This is a genomic window from Paracoccus methylarcula (genome assembly GCF_003007735.2).
GTDB classification, from domain to species: Bacteria; Pseudomonadota; Alphaproteobacteria; order Rhodobacterales; family Rhodobacteraceae; genus Paracoccus; species Paracoccus methylarcula.
In genome coordinates, this window is sequence record NZ_PXNQ02000002.1 from 328,948 (window position 1) to 344,549 (window position 15,602).

The window sequence follows — 15,602 nt, forward strand, 5'->3', positions numbered from 1 at the left end:
GGGGGCCGGCATGTTTCAAAAGATCCTGATTGCCAACCGTGGCGAGATCGCCATTCGCGTCATGCGTGCAGCAAATGAGCTGGGCAAGCGGACGGTTGCCATCTATGCCGAAGAGGACAAGCTGGGCCTGCACCGCTTCAAGGCGGACGAGGCCTACCGCATCGGCGAGGGGCTGGGGCCGGTCGCGGCCTATCTGTCGATCCCCGAGATCATCCGGGTGGCCAAGGAGTCGGGCGCCGACGCGATCCATCCGGGCTATGGCCTGCTCTCCGAGAATCCCGATTTCGTCGATGCCTGCTTTGAGGCCGGGATCACCTTCATCGGTCCCAGGGCCGAAACCATGCGCGCCCTTGGCGACAAGGCCAGCGCCCGGAGGGTGGCGATCGAGGCCGGTGTGCCGGTCATCCCCGCGACCGAGGTTCTGGGGGATGATTTCGACGCCATCAGGAAAGAGGCGGGCGAGATCGGCTATCCGCTGATGCTCAAGGCTTCCTGGGGCGGCGGCGGGCGCGGCATGCGCCCGATCAATGGCCCGGACGAGCTGATCGACAAGGTCCGCGAGGGAAGGCGCGAGGCCGAGGCCGCCTTTGGCAATGGCGAGGGTTACCTGGAAAAGATGATCCTGCGCGCCCGTCATGTCGAGGTGCAGTTGCTGGGCGACAGCCATGGCGGGCTTTATCACCTGTATGAGCGTGACTGCACCGTGCAGCGCCGCAACCAGAAGGTGGTCGAGCGCGCGCCCGCCCCCTATCTGACCGAGGCGCAGCGGCAGGAGGTCTGCGCCCTTGCGCTCAGGATCGGCGAGGCGGTGGGTTACCAGAACGCCGGCACGGTCGAGTTCCTGATGGATATGGACAGCCAGCAGTTCTATTTCATCGAGGTGAACCCGCGCGTGCAGGTCGAGCATACCGTGACCGAAGAGGTCACTGGCATCGACATCGTTCAGGCCCAGATCAAGATCGCCGAGGGCGCTACCCTGGCCGCGGCGACCGGGGCAGGGGCACAAGGCGAGATCGAGCTGTCGGGCCATGCGCTGCAATGCCGGGTGACGACCGAGGATCCGCAGAACAATTTCATCCCCGATTACGGCCGCATCACCGCCTATCGCTCGGCCACCGGCATGGGGATCCGGCTGGATGGCGGCACCGCCTATTCGGGCGGCGTCATCACCCGTTATTACGATTCGCTGCTGGTCAAGGTGACGGCATGGGCGCAGACGCCCGATCAGGCGATCAAGCGGATGGACCGGGCGCTGCGTGAGTTCCGGGTGCGCGGCGTCAGCACGAATATCGATTTCGTCATCAACCTGCTGAAACATCCGACCTTCCTCGATGACACCTACACGACGAAATTCATCGACACGACGCCCGAGCTGTTCACCTTCCGCAAGCGCCGCGACCGGGCGACGAAGATCCTGACCTACCTGGCCGATATCACCGTGAACGGCCATCCCGAAACAGCAGGCCGCGAAGCGCCGCCCGCCCAGGCCCGCGCCTTCCTGTTGCCGCCGCCCGCCGCCGATCCCGTCCCCGGCACGCGGCAATTGCTTGAGGAAAAGGGTCCGCAGGCCGTGGCCGACTGGATGGCCGCGCAAAAGCAGTTGCTGATCACCGACACGACCATGCGCGACGGGCATCAGTCGCTGTTGGCCACGCGGATGCGCTCGATCGACATGATCCGGGTCGCGCCCACTTATGCCGCCAACCTGCCGCAATTGTTCAGCGTCGAATGCTGGGGCGGGGCGACCTTCGACGTGGCTTACCGTTTCCTGCAGGAATGCCCCTGGCAGCGGCTGCGCGACATCCGCGCGCATATGCCCAACCTGATGACGCAGATGCTGCTGCGCGCCTCGAACGGGGTCGGCTATACCAATTATCCCGATAACGTGGTGCAGTTCTTCGTCAAGCAGGCGGCGGAAACCGGGGTCGATGTATTCCGTGTCTTCGACAGCCTGAACTGGGTCGAGAACATGCGCGTGGCCATGGATGCGGTGATCGAATCCGGCAAGATCTGCGAGGGCTCGGTCTGTTATACCGGCGACATGCTGGATCCGGATCGGTCGAAATACGACCTGAAATACTACGTCAAGACCGCCAGGGACCTGAAGGCCGCCGGAGCGCATGTGCTGGGGCTCAAGGACATGGCGGGCTTGCTGAAACCCGCCGCCGCCACGGTGCTGGTCAAGGCGCTCAAGGAAGAGGTCGGCCTGCCGATCCATTTCCACACCCATGACACCAGCGGCATGGGCGGCGCGACGATCCTTGCCGCCGCTGCGGCAGGCGTGGATGCGGTGGATTGCGCCATGGACGCGCTGTCGGGCAATACCTCGCAGCCGACGCTCGGTTCGGTGGTCGAGGCGCTGGCCGGGACGGAACGCGACACCGGCCTCGATATCGGCCATATCCGCGCCATCTCGAATTACTGGGAGCGGGTGCGCGACAATTACGCGGCCTTCGAATCCGGTCTGCAGGCCCCGGCCTCCGAGATCTACCTGCACGAGATGCCGGGCGGCCAGTTCACCAATCTCAAGGCGCAGGCGCGCTCGATGGGGCTGGAGGACCGCTGGCACGAGGTCGCGCAGGCCTATGCCGATGTGAACCGCATGTTCGGCGATATCGTCAAGGTCACGCCCTCGTCGAAAGTGGTGGGCGACATGGCGCTGATGATGGTGGCGCAGAACCTGACGCCCGAACAGGTGATGGACCCGGCCGTGGATGTCAGCTTCCCCGACTCGGTCATCGACATGATGCGCGGCAGCCTGGGGCAACCCCCCGGCGGCTGGCCCGAGGCGATCCAGAAGAAGATTCTCAAGGGCGAGACTCCGATCACGGATCGTCCCGGCGCCCATCTGCCCCCGATCGACCTGGAGGCAGAGCGGGCCAGGCTTTCCAGGGAACTGGAAGGCAAACCCGTCGATGACGAGGATCTGAACGGTTACCTGATGTATCCCAAGGTGTTCCTCGATTACATGGGCCGCCACCGCATCTATGGCCCGGTGCGCACCCTGCCGACACGGAACTTCTTTTACGGCATGGAACCCGGAGAGGAGATCACCGCCGAGATCGATCCCGGCAAGACGCTGGAAATCCGTTTCCAGACCCTTGGCGAGACTGACGAGAAGGGCGAGGTCAAGGTATTCTTCGAGCTCAACGGCCAGCCGCGCAGTGTCCGGGTGCCGAACCGCAAGGTGACCTCCGAGACCGTGGCACGGCCCAAGGCGGAGCCGTCGAATGCCGGCCATGTCGGCGCGCCGATGCCCGGCGTGGTGGCCTCGGTCGCGGTCAGCGCGGGGCAGGCGGTGAAACAGGGCGATCTGCTGCTGACCATCGAGGCGATGAAGATGGAAACCGCGATTCACGCCGATCACGACGGCACGATCAAGGCACTGCATGTCTCTCCCGGCGCGCAGATCGACGCCAAGGACCTGATGGTGGAGATCGAATAGCGGAGCCGGTCACGACTGCCTGGTCATGAAGATCCGGGCGCTGCCCGGCGGATCGCGGGCGGCCTCGCCAATGGTTGGCCAGCCATTGCGCTGGTAGAAATAGGCGGCCTGAAATTCGCTCGTGTAAAGCACGGCGGCGCTGCATCCCCGGCGCCGCTATCGCGGTGCGTGGATATGTGGCCGGATCGACCTGCGGGAAAAAAGAGAAAAATCGCCACATTTCGTGGATTACCAAGATGCCCGGGGCCGTTGACCCCGCTGGCTGTCGGGTCTAAACCCGGCCCAAGCCAACCCGTCGCGGGGCAGCCAGCAGGATCCTCGCGACCGACAAGGGGATTTTGCCCGTGGAACATCTTCTGCAGGAATATCTGCCGATCCTCGTCTTTGCCGCGATGGCCTCCGGCCTTGCGCTGGTCCTGATTCTCGCCGCCGTGGTGATTGCGGTCCGCAATCCCGACCCCGAAAAGGTCAGCGCCTATGAATGCGGTTTCAACGCCTTCGACGATGCGCGGATGAAATTCGATGTCCGGTTCTACCTGGTCTCGATCCTGTTCATCATCTTCGACCTTGAAGTGGCCTTCCTGTTCCCCTGGGCGGTGGGTTTCGCGGGGCTGTCGGACGCGGCCTTCTGGTCGATGATGGTATTCCTTGCCGTGCTGACCATCGGCTTTGCCTATGAATGGAAGAAAGGGGCGCTGGAATGGGCGTGATGACCGGTGCCAATACCGCCGGGGCCGACCGCGAATTCGCGACGAAGGCCCTGAACTCGGAATTGCAGGACAAGGGTTTCCTGCTGACCACGACCGAGGATATCATCAACTGGGCGCGCAACGGCTCGCTGCACTGGATGACCTTCGGGCTGGCCTGCTGCGCGGTCGAGATGATGCAGGTCTCGATGCCCCGATATGATGTGGAGCGTTTCGGCACCGCGCCGCGCGCCTCTCCGCGCCAGTCGGACCTGATGATCGTCGCCGGCACTTTGACCAACAAGATGGCGCCTGCGCTGCGCAAGGTCTATGACCAGATGCCCGAGCCGCGCTATGTCATCTCCATGGGGTCCTGCGCGAATGGCGGCGGCTATTACCATTACAGCTACTCGGTGGTGCGCGGCTGCGACCGCATCGTTCCGGTGGACATCTACGTCCCCGGCTGCCCGCCGACCGCCGAGGCGCTGCTTTACGGCATCCTGCAACTTCAGCGCCGCATCCGGCGCACCGGCACGCTGGTGAGGTAACGATATGGCTGTCTATCCCGATCTCGACGCGCTGGAACAATTGGGCGAGCATATCAAGCTGCGCCGCAGCAACGAGGTGCTGGACGCCACGGTCGAACATGACGAGTTGAACGTGACCAGCACGGTCAGCGGATTGCTCGACCTGGTCGAATTCCTGCGCAGCGATTCCAGTTGCCGTTTCTCGACGCTGGTGGATATCACCGCGGTCGATTACCCGGCCCGCCAGCAGCGTTTCGACGTGGTCTGGCATTTCCTGTCGATGTATCAGAACCAGCGCATCCGCGTGAAGGTCGCCATCCGCGAGGATGAGATCGTGCCCTCGCTGATCAGGATCCACCCCTCGGCCAACTGGTTCGAACGCGAGATTTTCGACATGTTCGGGATCATGTTCTCGGGCCATCCGGACTTGCGCCGCCTGTTGACCGATTACGGGTTCCGCGGCCATCCGCTGCGCAAGGATTTCCCGACGACCGGCTATGTCGAGGTTCGCTACGACGAATCCGAGAAGCGGGTGGTCTACGAGCCCGTCAATCTGACCCAGGAATACCGTCAATTCGATTTCCTCTCCCCTTGGGAGGGGGCGAAATACGTATTGCCCGGCGATGAGAAGGAAACAGCGAAATGACCGCCTTGAATGGTCAATGTCTGTGCGGCGCGGTTCGTTTCTCCGCTGTTCCCAAGGCTGGTGCATCGGTCTGCCATTGTGCCATGTGCCGGAAATGGACGGGCGGAATAAATATCGCGGTGGATTTGGCCGAGGCACCCGTTTTCAAGGATGATGCCAGACTGGGCGTTTACCGCTCTTCGGAATGGGCCGAGCGGTTGTTTTGTTCCGAATGCGGCAGTTCATTGCTGTACAGAACCGTGGATGGTGCGCATCATGTCGCTTCGGCCGGATGTTTCGAGGATCCTTCGCAGTTTCCACTGGAAAGTGAAATTTTCATCGATGAAAAACCATCCAGCTACGATCTGGCGGGGGAGCATCCGCGCATGACGGGACCCGAGTTCATGGCGATGGTTGCCCCGGAACAGGAGGCAGAGTGATGGACGGCGATATCCGCAACAACAGCTATGACGATGGCAGTTCCGATCAGTTGATCGGTGAGCAGCGAATCCGCAACTTCAACATCAATTTCGGCCCGCAACACCCTGCTGCGCATGGGGTTTTGCGCATGGTGCTTGAGCTGGACGGCGAGGTTGTCGAACGCTGCGACCCGCATATCGGCCTGCTGCATCGCGGCACCGAAAAGCTGATGGAAAGCCGCACCTACCTGCAGAACCTGCCCTATTTCGACCGCCTCGATTACGTGGCGCCGATGAACCAGGAACATGCCTGGTGCCTGGCCATCGAGAGGCTGACCGGCACGGTGATCCCGCGCCGCGCCAGCCTGATCCGGGTTCTCTATTCCGAGATCGGCCGGATCCTGAACCACCTGCTGAACGTGACCACCCAGGCCATGGATGTCGGCGCGCTGACCCCGCCGCTCTGGGGCTTCGAGGAACGCGAGAAGCTGATGGTGTTCTATGAGCGCGCCTGCGGTGCGCGGCTGCACTCGGCCTATTTCCGGCCCGGCGGCGTTCACCAGGACCTGCCTCCCGAGCTGATCGACGATATCGAGGCCTGGTGCGATCCCTTCCTCAAGGTGGTGGACGATCTGGACGGGCTGCTGACCGAGAACCGGATCTTCAAGCAGCGCAATGTCGATATCGGCGTGGTGCATGAGCAGGATTGCCTTGATTGGGGCTATTCCGGCGTGATGGTGCGCGGCTCGGGCATGGCCTGGGATTTGCGGCGCAACCAGCCCTATGAATGCTATGACGAATTCGAGTTCCAGATCCCGGTCGGCAAGAATGGCGATTGCTATGATCGCTACCTGATCCGCATGGAAGAGATGCGTCAATCCGTCAGCATCATGCGGCAGGCCATCGCCAAGCTGCGGGCCGAGCCTGCGGGCGATGTCATGGCGCGCGGCAAGCTGGCTCCGCCCAAGCGTGCCGAGATGAAGCGCGACATGGAGAGCCTGATCCATCACTTCAAGCTCTATACCGAGGGCTTTCACGTGCCCGCCGGCGAGGTCTATGCCGCGGTCGAGGCACCCAAGGGCGAATTCGGCGTCTACCTGGTCAGCGACGGGACGAACAAGCCCTATCGCGCCAAGCTGCGCGCGCCGGGCTTTTTGCATCTGCAATCCATCGACTGGATGAGCAAGGGGCATATGCTGGCCGATGTTTCGGCGATTATCGGCACGATGGATATCGTGTTCGGTGAGGTGGACAGGTAATGGGTAAGGAGGCCGCGTGATGGCAACTCTGGTTAACTGGTTGGGATGGTTACTGGCGCTGGCCATGATCGGCGTGACGGTGCTGCTTGCGTTCAACAAGCAATCCGGGCTCAAGCTGATCCAGCACCGGGTCGAGATGCTGCCCCAGGCCATGCTGGTCCGCTATGCCGGACTGACGGCGCTAGCGCTGATCGCCTCCTGGATCGGGGCGCCAAGGGTTCTGTTCGGCCTGCTGGTGGCGATCGCCGTCATCGGACTGGGTGACACATATATTTATCGCCGGGCGGGACATCCGTTCTGGCTTCATCTTGCGATCGGGGGGGCTGCCGCATTCGGCGCCTTCCTGTCGCTTTTCGCGATGAGCTGAGGGTTTCATGCTTCGCCGACTTCATCCCGTCCAGCCGGACAGCTTCGAGTTCACGCCCACCAATCTGGAATGGGCAAGGGCGCAGATGACCAAATATCCGGAAGGCCGCCAGCAATCGGCGATCATCCCGGTGCTTTGGCGCGCACAGGAGCAGGAGGGCTGGCTGAGCCGTCCCGCCATCGAATATTGCGCCGATCTGCTGGGCATGCCGCATATCCGCGCGCTGGAAGTGGCGACATTCTACTTCATGTTCCAGCTTCAACCTGTTGGAAGCGTGGCGAATATCCAGATTTGCGGCACGACGAGCTGCATGATCTGCGGGGCCGAGGACCTGATCGAGATATGCAAGCGCAGGATCGCCCCTTCGCCGCATACCCTGTCGGCCGATGGCAAGTTCAGCTGGGAAGAGGTCGAATGCCTGGGGGCCTGTGCCAATGCGCCGATGGCCCAGATCGGCAAGGATTACTACGAGGATCTGACACCTGCAAAGCTCGAGGCGCTGATCGACGCCTTTTCCGAGGGCAAGGTGCCGCTGCCGGGGCCGCAGAATGGCCGCTTTGCCTCGGAGCCTGCCGATGGGTTGACCAGCCTGCAGGATCACGGCGGCGGTGGCGGCGATCTGAATGCCAGCGCCGCCCTGGCCCGCGAGTTCGGCGAGACGGTCAAGCGGATCGACGGCAGCGAGGCGCCTATCCTGACGAAATGGCTGAAATCCACCCGTGAGGCAGCCGCGGAACCGGCCCGTGAACATGCGGTCGCCGCAGATGCAGCGGAAGAGACGGGCCGCCGGCCGCAGGGACTCGACGCCCCGAAAGACGGTGCCGCTGATGATCTCAAGCTGATCAAGGGTGTCGGGCCGAAACTGGAAAAATTGTTGAACAGCCTTGGTTTCTGGCATTTCGACCAGATCGCTTCCTGGGGGCCGGACGAACTGGCCTGGGTTGACGCAAATCTGGAAGGGTTCAAGGGCCGTGCCTCCCGTGACGAATGGGTTGCGCAGGCGAAGATCCTCGCCGAGGGCGGCAAGACCGAATTTTCAACCCGCGCCGAACAGGATCACCGTTATGATGAGGAGTGAGGCACCGCTCAGCTAGGACAGGGAGAGAATGAATGCCGATCGCGAGTTGCAACAGAAACTGCTGGATTGCCGGAGCGGGACTGGGTTTCCTGGTCTGGATCGTGACTGCCGGGATCGGCCCGTTGCGGTGGTACGAGGGTTTGTTTCTGGGGCTGGTCGCCGCGGTCCTGATGGGGCGTTTCCTGATCTGGCTGTTATGCGACGGCACGCCTGCCGAGACCGAGGAAGAGCGGCGCCCCTTATCTTTCCCGGCAGATGCGCGAGCGCAGCGATCGGAAGGTGATGCAACCGCCATCGGTATGGTGAGCAGTGGCGCGACTGGTGACGCCTCCGTAGAAGGTGATGTTCCTGAAACGAACACTTCCGATGGCAAACCCGCCGACAGGGTAAGCATCGTGGCCGGAGCGCCCGTCGAGACGGATGAAGTTCGGGTTGACCAGCAACCGGCCGAGAAGCGGAAGAAGCAGCAGCAAAATCCGCAGGAACAGAAAAAGCAGAAGCAGGGCGGGAAACCGGCCAAATCCGCGCCCGGGACTCAGGGTGAACCCGATGATTTGAAGCGAATCAAGGGGATCGGTCCGAAACTTGAAAAGAAGCTGCGCAAGCAGGGAGTGACCCGTTTCGCGCAGATCGCCGAATGGGGTGAGGATGAGATGGACCATTTTGCCGGGGTGATCGGCCGGATGGGCAGCCGTATCCGCGGCGATGACTGGGTCGGACAGGCCCGCATCCTCGCGCAGGGCGGCGAGACGGAGTTTTCGAAGCGCGTCGAAGAGGGTGATATTTACTGATGGACCGCCAGCGCGACCAGGATACGGCACAGATGCGGCTCGCGGCCGTGGTGATCGCCGTGGCGATGGTCGCGTGGCTGGCCATGCAATGGCTCGGAGGTCATTACAGTTGGGCGGCGAAATGGGCCTATCTGTTCGATCTTGCCGCCATCGGCGCTTTTGTCTGGTCGCTGCTCGTGACCTGGCGTATCTGGCGGCGCAGGAACAATGCGTAACGCCCGGATGATGAGGAATGAGGGTTAGATGCTGAAAGACCAGGATCGCATATTTACCAACCTCTACGGTATGGGCGACCGCAGCCTCAATGGCGCAAGAAAGCGTGGTCATTGGGACGGCACCGCCGATATCATCGGCCGGGGGCGCGACAAGATCGTCGAGGAGGTCAAGGCCTCGGGCCTGCGCGGACGCGGCGGGGCGGGTTTCCCGACCGGGTTGAAATGGTCCTTCATGCCCAAGGAAAGCGATGGCCGCCCGTCCTATCTGGTCATCAATGCCGATGAATCCGAGCCCGCGACCTGCAAGGACCGCGAGATCATGCGCCATGATCCGCATACGCTGATCGAAGGCGCGCTGATCGCCAGTTTCGCCATGGGCGCGCATGCCTGCTATATCTATCTGCGCGGCGAATATATCCGAGAGCGCGAGGCGCTGCAGGCCGCCATCGACGAATGCTACGATGCCGGGCTGCTGGGGGCGAATGCCGCCGGATCGGGATGGGATTTCGACTGCTACCTGCATCACGGCGCCGGCGCCTATATCTGCGGCGAGGAAACCGCGCTGCTGGAAAGCCTCGAGGGCAAGAAGGGCATGCCCCGGATGAAGCCTCCCTTCCCGGCGGGGGCGGGGCTTTACGGTTGCCCGACCACGGTAAACAATGTCGAATCCATTGCCGTGGTGCCGACCATCCTGCGGCGCGGCCCGGAATGGTTCGCGGGCTTTGGCCGCCCCAACAATGCCGGCGTCAAGCTGTTCGGCCTGACCGGCCATGTGAACAATACCTGCGTGGTCGAAGAGGCCATGTCGATCAGCATGAAGGAGCTGATCGAGAAACATGGCGGCGGCGTGCGCGGCGGCTGGAAGAACCTCAAGGCGGTGATCCCGGGCGGCGCCTCCTGCCCGATCCTGACCGCCGAGCAATGCGAAGCCGCGATCATGGATTACGACGGCATGCGCGATCTGAAATCCAGCTTCGGCACCGCCTGCATGATCGTGATGGACCAGTCCACCGATGTCATCAAGGCAGTCTGGCGGCTGTCGAAATTCTTCAAGCATGAAAGCTGCGGGCAATGCACGCCCTGCCGCGAGGGCACCGGCTGGATGATGCGGGTCATGGACCGACTGGTCCGCGGCGAGGCCGAGGTCGAAGAGATCGACATGCTGCTGGACGTGACCAAGCAGGTCGAGGGGCACACGATCTGCGCGCTTGGCGACGCGGCGGCATGGCCGATACAGGGCCTGATCCGCAATTTCCGCGAAGAGATCGAGGACCGGATCAAGGCGAAACGCAGCGGGCGCATGGGGGCGATGGCGGCGGAATGAGCGACCGGCTTCATCTTGCAGAGCTGAATATCGGCCGGCTGGTCGCGCCGCCCGATGATCCGCGCGTGGGCGAGTTCATGGCGGCGCTTGACCGCGTGAACGGGCTTGGCACGCGGATGCCCGGCTTTGTCTGGATGATGGAGGGCTCGGGCGAGCCCGGGACCGGCAATACCGAGAATAATATCGGCGGTGACCCGCGTTTCGTGGCCAATCTGACCGTTTGGGAAGATGTCGCAAGCCTCGAAAAATTTGTCTGGCAGACGGTTCACCGGCAATTCTACCAGCGCCGGGCCGAATGGTTCGAGATCCTGGGCCAGATGCATTTCGTGATGTGGCATGTGCCGCAAGGCCATCGTCCGTCCCTGGACGAGGCCATGGAAAGGCTTGAATATCTGCGCCAGCATGGCGACAGCGATCACGCTTTCGGGTGGTCATGGCTGGAACAGGCCCGCCTCTGGCGGTCGCGCGGCTGTGAAGGGGAGGCCGGCTGATGGATCGCTCGGCGCATATCCACAAGTCTCGCGCACGAGGTCGTGTCGGACCTTTCCCGCGCCCTGATCGTTATGGTTCCTGCCATAACGAGAAGGAGGCACGAGCCATGAGAACCATTCGCACCCGCATGGCGGCAGCCCTTGCCGCGACGACCCTGACCCTGAGCGCGATGCCCGCCACCGCGCTGGAACCGCTCAGCCAGGAGCGGTATATCAACGACAGGCTGATCGCGGCGCGGATCGCCGACCGGATCCGGCGCGAATGTCCCTCGATCGACGCGCGCATGGTCTATGCCTGGTCGCAGGCCCGCGCGCTCAAGAAATCGCCCGCGGCAAGGGCTATTCCGAGGCACAGATCGATGCGTTCCTCGACAGCAGGCCCGACAAGGACCGCATTTATGGCGTGGCCGAGGATTACATGGCACGCAATGGCGTGACAAAGGGTGATGCAGAGAGTTATTGCCGCCTCGGGCGGGACGAAATCGCGAAGAAGACGGTCACTGGATCGCTTCTGAGTGCCAAGTAAGGATTGCAATGATGGCCGATACGCGGACAATCAAGATCGACGGCAATGAAATCGATGTCGATCCCAATCTGACCCTGATCCAGGCTTGCGAGCAGGCCGGGGTCGAGATCCCGCGTTTCTGCTATCACGAGCGGCTGTCGATCGCAGGCAATTGCCGGATGTGCCTGGTCGAGGTGGTCGGCGGCCCGCCCAAGCCCGCCGCCTCCTGCGCCATGCAGGTCAAGGATTTGCGTCCCGGGCCCGAGGGCGCTCCGCCGGAAATCCGCACCAACAGCCCGATGGTCAAGAAGGCCCGCGAAGGGGTGATGGAATTCCTGCTGATCAACCATCCGCTGGATTGCCCGATCTGCGACCAGGGCGGCGAATGCGATCTGCAGGACCAGGCCATGGCTTACGGCGTCGATTTCAGCCGCTATCGCGAGCCCAAGCGGGCCTCCGAGGAACTGAATCTCGGTCCGCTGGTCGAGACCCACATGACCCGCTGCATTTCCTGCACCCGCTGCGTGCGCTTTACCTCCGAGGTGGCCGGGATCACCCAGATGGGCCAGACCGGGCGCGGCGAGGATAGCGAGATCACCAGTTACCTGAACGAGACGCTGGCCTCGAACCTGCAGGGCAATATCATCGATCTCTGCCCGGTGGGCGCGCTGGTCAGCAAGCCCTATGCCTTCACCGCCCGCCCGTGGGAATTGACCAAGACCGAGAGCATCGACGTGATGGATGCGCTTTGCAGCAATATCCGCGTCGATACCAAGGGGCGCGAGGTGATGCGGATCATGCCGCGCAACCATGACGGCGTGAACGAGGAATGGATCAGCGACAAGTCCCGCTTTGTCTGGGACGGCTGCGCCGCCAGCGGCTGGACAAGCCCTATATCCGCGAGAATGGCAAATTGCGGCCCGCGACCTGGCCCGAGGCCCTGACCGCCGCCGCCCGCGCCATGCAGGGCAAGAAAGTGGCGGGGCTGATCGGCGATCTGGCCCCGGTCGAGGCTGCCTTCAGCCTCAGGACCCTGGTCGAGGGGCTTGGCGGCAATGTCGAGTGCCGCACCGACGGGGCGAAGCTGCCCGCCGGAAATCGTTCTGGCTATGCCGGCACGGCGCGGATCGAGGATATCGACAACGCCGCGATGATCCAGTTGATCGGCACCAATCCGCGCGACGAGGCACCGGTGCTGAACGCCCGGATCCGCAAGGCATGGATCAAGGGCGCGCAGATCGGGCTGGTCGGCGAGGCGGTCGATCTGACCTATGATTATGCCCATATCGGCACGGATCGCGCCGCGCTCGAAAAGCTCAGCTCGCAAGAGATCAGCGACGAGACGCGCGGCAAGCCGACCGTCGTGATCGTCGGGCAGGGGGCGATCCGCGAAGCCGATGGCGAGGCGGTTCTGGCCCATGCGATGAAGCTGGCCGAGAATTCCAATTCGAAGCTGCTGATCCTGCATACCGCCGCCAGCCGTGTCGGCGCGATGGATGTGAATGCTGTGACCGAGGGCGGATTGCCTGCGGCCATCGACGGTGCCGAGGTGATCTTCAACCTGGGCGCCGACGAGGTCGAAATCGCCGCAGGGCCGTTGGTGATCTACCAGGGCAGCCATGGCGACCGGGGCGCGCATCGCGCCGATATCATCCTGCCTGCGGCCTGCTATACCGAGGAAAACGGGCTGTTCGTGAATACCGAGGGCCGTCCCCAGCTTGCCATGCGCGCCAATTTCGCACCGGGCGAGGCCAAGGAAAACTGGGCCATCCTGCGCGCGCTTTCGGCGGACCTGGGTCAGACCCTGCCCTGGGACAGCCTGGCGCAGTTGCGCCGCGCGCTGGTTGCGGCGGTGCCGCATCTGGCCCGGATCGACGAAGTGCCACAGAACGAATGGCAGCCGCTGCCGCCTGCCGATCTTGGACGCGCCGGTTTCGTCAATCCGGTCAAGGATTTCTATCTGACCAACCCGATCGCGCGCAGCTCGCCCCTGATGGGCGAGTTGTCGCGGATGGCCGCCGCGCGCCAGGCGCCGGCGATTGCCGCGGAGTAACGCCATGCGGCCAGCCCTTCGCCAGCCCGTCAGCCTGAGTGCCGCCCTTCTGGGGCTGGCGCTGCTGGCCGGTTGCGGTGCGGGCGACGATCGTCCGCCCAGCAAGCCCGAGCAACTGACCGCGCGTCTCGCGACCCCCGATGGCGCGACACTGACACGGGCGCGGATCTCGACCAAATCGGGCGAGATCCTGATTCTCGAACCGGATGGAGAGGTCACTTCGATGGATCTCGACAGTCCCGGGGGGAAGGATGCCTTCGCCGTCACCGAAGAAGAACTGATGGCGCTCAACGCCAATCTCGAACTGGAGATACCTGGCGCGGCCGCCCCTGCAAGGGGGGCTGGCCGGCCACCGGAAATGACTGCGCAGCAAAAGGCATTGAAGGCTTTTGCCGCCAGGACGCAGCCCGCCTTGCCGACCTGGAAGGAAGGCACCGAGATCGATCCCGAGATGTTCATCGGCACGAAGGTCACGGTGCTGAACAAGGGCAAGGGCGACGATCTGGTCAGCGTGGTCGCGAATCTGCGCAAGGGGGTGGACGCCGATATCGCCTTTTCGTATGCCACCTGCGCGCTGGCAGGTTGGGCCAAGGCCGAGGGAACGCATTACGGGCGTCATATCCGCACGTTACAGGACACGCGCGACGGCAAGTTGCTGATCGACGCCGCCTTCACGATCTCGGACGAGAAGCCACTGGGGCTGCGGGTGATGGAAACAGAAGATGCCTTGCGCGAATGCAAGGCGCGCGGCATTCCCGCGGCATGAGAAAGAGGAACAGGCGATATGGCTGATTTTTGGGCATCCTCCTGGGGCATCGCGCTAAGCTTGCTGCTACAGGGACTTGCGCTGATCGCCTTTGTGATGGGCTCGCTCATCTATATGGTCTATGGCGACCGCAAGATCTGGGCCGCCGTGCAGATGCGGCGCGGCCCCAACGTGGTCGGACCATGGGGGCTGCTGCAGACCTTTGCCGACGCGCTGAAATATGTCGTCAAGGAAATCGTCGTCCCGGCGGGCGCCGACAAGTTCGTCTTCTTCCTCGCGCCCTTCCTGTCGATGGTGCTGGCGCTGCTGGCCTTTGTCGCGATTCCCTTCGCGCCGGGCTGGGTGATGGCCGATATCAATGTCGGCATCCTGTTCATCTTCGCCGTCTCCTCGCTTGAAGTGTATGGCGTGATCATGGGCGGTTGGGCCTCGAACTCGAAATATCCGTTCCTCGGTTCGCTGCGCTCCGCCGCACAAATGATTTCATACGAGGTCAGCCTTGGCCTGATCATCATCGGCATCATCATCTCGACCGGCTCGATGAACCTGACCGCGATCGTCGAGGCGCAAAGCGGTGCGGGGCTTCTGTCCTGGTATTGGCTGCCGCATCTGCCGATGCTGGTGCTGTTCTTCGTCTCGGCGCTGGCCGAGACCAACCGCCCGCCCTTCGACCTGCCCGAGGCGGAATCGGAGCTGGTCGCGGGTTTCATGGTCGAATATTCCTCGACGCCCTACCTGCTGTTCATGGCCGGCGAATATATCGCCATGTGGCTGATGTGCGCGCTGATTTCGCTGTTGTTCTTCGGCGGCTGGCTGTCGCCCATCCCCGGCATTCCCGATGGGGCGCTGTGGATGTTCCTGAAGATGGTCTTCTGGTTCTTCATGTTCGCCATGGTGAAGGCCATCGTGCCGCGTTACCGCTATGACCAGCTGATGCGGATCGGCTGGAAAGTATTCCTGCCGCTGTCGCTGGCCTGGGTGGTGATCGTGGCGTTCCTGGCAAAATACGAAGTGCTCGGCGGGTTCTGGACCCGTTGGGCGGGGGTATAAG

At 62.9% G+C, this 15,602-nt stretch carries 15 protein-coding genes and 2 pseudogenes; 16 read left to right on the forward strand and 1 reads right to left on the reverse strand.

Features of this window, described 5'->3' with window-relative positions; translation table 11 throughout:
- Positions 1-10: 10 nt before the first annotated feature.
- Positions 11-3,445: a pyruvate carboxylase gene (gene pyc, locus A7A09_RS04745; RefSeq protein ID WP_106690305.1), complete on the forward strand. Its 3,435-nt coding sequence runs from the start codon at positions 11-13 to the stop codon at positions 3,443-3,445.
- Between the two features lie 9 nt (positions 3,446-3,454).
- Here the strand turns inward: pyc and A7A09_RS21790 are convergent, their stop codons facing one another.
- Positions 3,455-3,577: a hypothetical protein gene (locus A7A09_RS21790; RefSeq protein WP_281277387.1), complete on the reverse strand. Its 123-nt coding sequence runs from the start codon at positions 3,575-3,577 to the stop codon at positions 3,455-3,457.
- A 212-nt stretch (positions 3,578-3,789) separates the two neighbouring features.
- Between A7A09_RS21790 and A7A09_RS04750 the strand changes: the two genes are divergently transcribed.
- The 15 genes and pseudogenes from A7A09_RS04750 (at position 3,790) to nuoH (ending at position 15,601) form a co-directional block, all read left to right on the forward strand.
- Positions 3,790-4,155, forward strand: a complete 366-nt coding sequence (locus A7A09_RS04750; RefSeq protein ID WP_106690306.1) for an NADH-quinone oxidoreductase subunit A — start codon at positions 3,790-3,792, stop codon at positions 4,153-4,155.
- Positions 4,155-4,679 (forward strand): NuoB/complex I 20 kDa subunit family protein, encoded by a 525-nt coding sequence (locus tag A7A09_RS04755; RefSeq protein WP_208021206.1) that lies wholly within the window; start codon positions 4,155-4,157, stop codon positions 4,677-4,679. Before A7A09_RS04750 ends, A7A09_RS04755 begins: the two co-directional genes overlap by 1 nt.
- A 4-nt stretch (positions 4,680-4,683) precedes the next feature.
- Positions 4,684-5,304: an NADH-quinone oxidoreductase subunit C gene (locus tag A7A09_RS04760; protein ID WP_106690308.1), complete on the forward strand. Its 621-nt coding sequence runs from the start codon at positions 4,684-4,686 to the stop codon at positions 5,302-5,304.
- On the forward strand, positions 5,301-5,723 hold the full coding sequence (locus tag A7A09_RS04765) for a GFA family protein (RefSeq protein WP_106690309.1): 423 nt from the start codon (positions 5,301-5,303) through the stop codon (positions 5,721-5,723). The genes A7A09_RS04760 and A7A09_RS04765 overlap by 4 nt, the downstream gene beginning before the upstream one ends.
- A complete protein-coding gene (locus A7A09_RS04770; RefSeq protein WP_106690310.1) occupies positions 5,723-6,961 on the forward strand; it encodes an NADH-quinone oxidoreductase subunit D in 1,239 nt (412 codons plus the stop codon). The genes A7A09_RS04765 and A7A09_RS04770 overlap by 1 nt, the downstream gene beginning before the upstream one ends.
- A gap of 19 nt (positions 6,962-6,980) precedes the next feature.
- Complete coding sequence (locus tag A7A09_RS04775) at positions 6,981-7,328, forward strand: hypothetical protein (protein WP_148043607.1); 348 nt, start codon at positions 6,981-6,983, stop codon at positions 7,326-7,328.
- Positions 7,329-7,335: 7 nt separating this feature from the next.
- The gene (nuoE, locus tag A7A09_RS04780) at positions 7,336-8,406 is read left to right on the forward strand and encodes an NADH-quinone oxidoreductase subunit NuoE (protein WP_106690312.1); all 1,071 of its coding nucleotides are present in this window, start codon (positions 7,336-7,338) and stop codon (positions 8,404-8,406) included.
- Positions 8,407-8,438: 32 nt separating this feature from the next.
- Positions 8,439-9,197, forward strand: coding sequence for a helix-hairpin-helix domain-containing protein (locus A7A09_RS04785; RefSeq protein WP_106690313.1), 759 nt, complete (start codon positions 8,439-8,441; stop codon positions 9,195-9,197).
- A complete protein-coding gene (locus A7A09_RS04790; RefSeq protein ID WP_106690314.1) occupies positions 9,197-9,412 on the forward strand; it encodes a DUF5337 family protein in 216 nt (71 codons plus the stop codon). The genes A7A09_RS04785 and A7A09_RS04790 overlap by 1 nt, the downstream gene beginning before the upstream one ends.
- 28 nt (positions 9,413-9,440) lie before the next feature.
- Positions 9,441-10,736 carry an NADH-quinone oxidoreductase subunit NuoF gene (nuoF, locus tag A7A09_RS04795; RefSeq protein WP_106690315.1) on the forward strand — a complete coding sequence of 432 codons (1,296 nt, stop codon included), beginning with the start codon at positions 9,441-9,443 and terminating at the stop codon, positions 10,734-10,736.
- The gene (locus tag A7A09_RS04800; RefSeq protein ID WP_106690316.1) at positions 10,733-11,227 is read left to right on the forward strand and encodes a DUF3291 domain-containing protein; all 495 of its coding nucleotides are present in this window, start codon (positions 10,733-10,735) and stop codon (positions 11,225-11,227) included. Before nuoF ends, A7A09_RS04800 begins: the two co-directional genes overlap by 4 nt.
- 170 nt (positions 11,228-11,397) lie before the next feature.
- A pseudogene (locus tag A7A09_RS04805) lies at positions 11,398-11,753 on the forward strand (DUF5333 domain-containing protein).
- Positions 11,754-11,764: 11 nt separating this feature from the next.
- Positions 11,765-13,785 (forward strand): annotated as a pseudogene (gene nuoG, locus A7A09_RS04810) (NADH-quinone oxidoreductase subunit NuoG).
- A gap of 4 nt (positions 13,786-13,789) precedes the next feature.
- Positions 13,790-14,551, forward strand: coding sequence for a YNQ4 family lipoprotein (locus A7A09_RS04815; protein ID WP_106690317.1), 762 nt, complete (start codon positions 13,790-13,792; stop codon positions 14,549-14,551).
- Positions 14,552-14,569: 18 nt separating this feature from the next.
- Positions 14,570-15,601 (forward strand): NADH-quinone oxidoreductase subunit NuoH, encoded by a 1,032-nt coding sequence (gene nuoH, locus A7A09_RS04820; RefSeq protein ID WP_106690318.1) that lies wholly within the window; start codon positions 14,570-14,572, stop codon positions 15,599-15,601.
- Position 15,602 lies beyond the last annotated feature (1 nt).

Excerpts from the sequence above, each read along its gene's own strand:
- nuoE (WP_106690312.1), top strand. The coding sequence starts at position 7,336 with ATGCTTCGCCGACTTCATCCCGTCCAGCCGGACAGCTTCGAGTTCACG.
- pyc (WP_106690305.1), top strand. The coding sequence starts at position 11 with ATGTTTCAAAAGATCCTGATTGCCAACCGTGGCGAGATCGCCATTCGC.
- A7A09_RS04770 (WP_106690310.1), top strand. The coding sequence starts at position 5,723 with ATGGACGGCGATATCCGCAACAACAGCTATGACGATGGCAGTTCCGAT.
- A7A09_RS04755 (WP_208021206.1), top strand. The coding sequence starts at position 4,155 with ATGACCGGTGCCAATACCGCCGGGGCCGACCGCGAATTCGCGACGAAG.
- A7A09_RS04760 (WP_106690308.1), top strand. The coding sequence starts at position 4,684 with ATGGCTGTCTATCCCGATCTCGACGCGCTGGAACAATTGGGCGAGCAT.
- A7A09_RS04815 (WP_106690317.1), top strand. The coding sequence starts at position 13,790 with ATGCGGCCAGCCCTTCGCCAGCCCGTCAGCCTGAGTGCCGCCCTTCTG.
- A7A09_RS04790 (WP_106690314.1), top strand. The coding sequence starts at position 9,197 with ATGGACCGCCAGCGCGACCAGGATACGGCACAGATGCGGCTCGCGGCC.
- A7A09_RS04765 (WP_106690309.1), top strand. The coding sequence starts at position 5,301 with ATGACCGCCTTGAATGGTCAATGTCTGTGCGGCGCGGTTCGTTTCTCC.
- A7A09_RS04800 (WP_106690316.1), top strand. The coding sequence starts at position 10,733 with ATGAGCGACCGGCTTCATCTTGCAGAGCTGAATATCGGCCGGCTGGTC.
- A7A09_RS04785 (WP_106690313.1), top strand. The coding sequence starts at position 8,439 with ATGCCGATCGCGAGTTGCAACAGAAACTGCTGGATTGCCGGAGCGGGA.
- nuoH (WP_106690318.1), top strand. The coding sequence starts at position 14,570 with ATGGCTGATTTTTGGGCATCCTCCTGGGGCATCGCGCTAAGCTTGCTG.
- nuoF (WP_106690315.1), top strand. The coding sequence starts at position 9,441 with ATGCTGAAAGACCAGGATCGCATATTTACCAACCTCTACGGTATGGGC.
- A7A09_RS04775 (WP_148043607.1), top strand. The coding sequence starts at position 6,981 with ATGGCAACTCTGGTTAACTGGTTGGGATGGTTACTGGCGCTGGCCATG.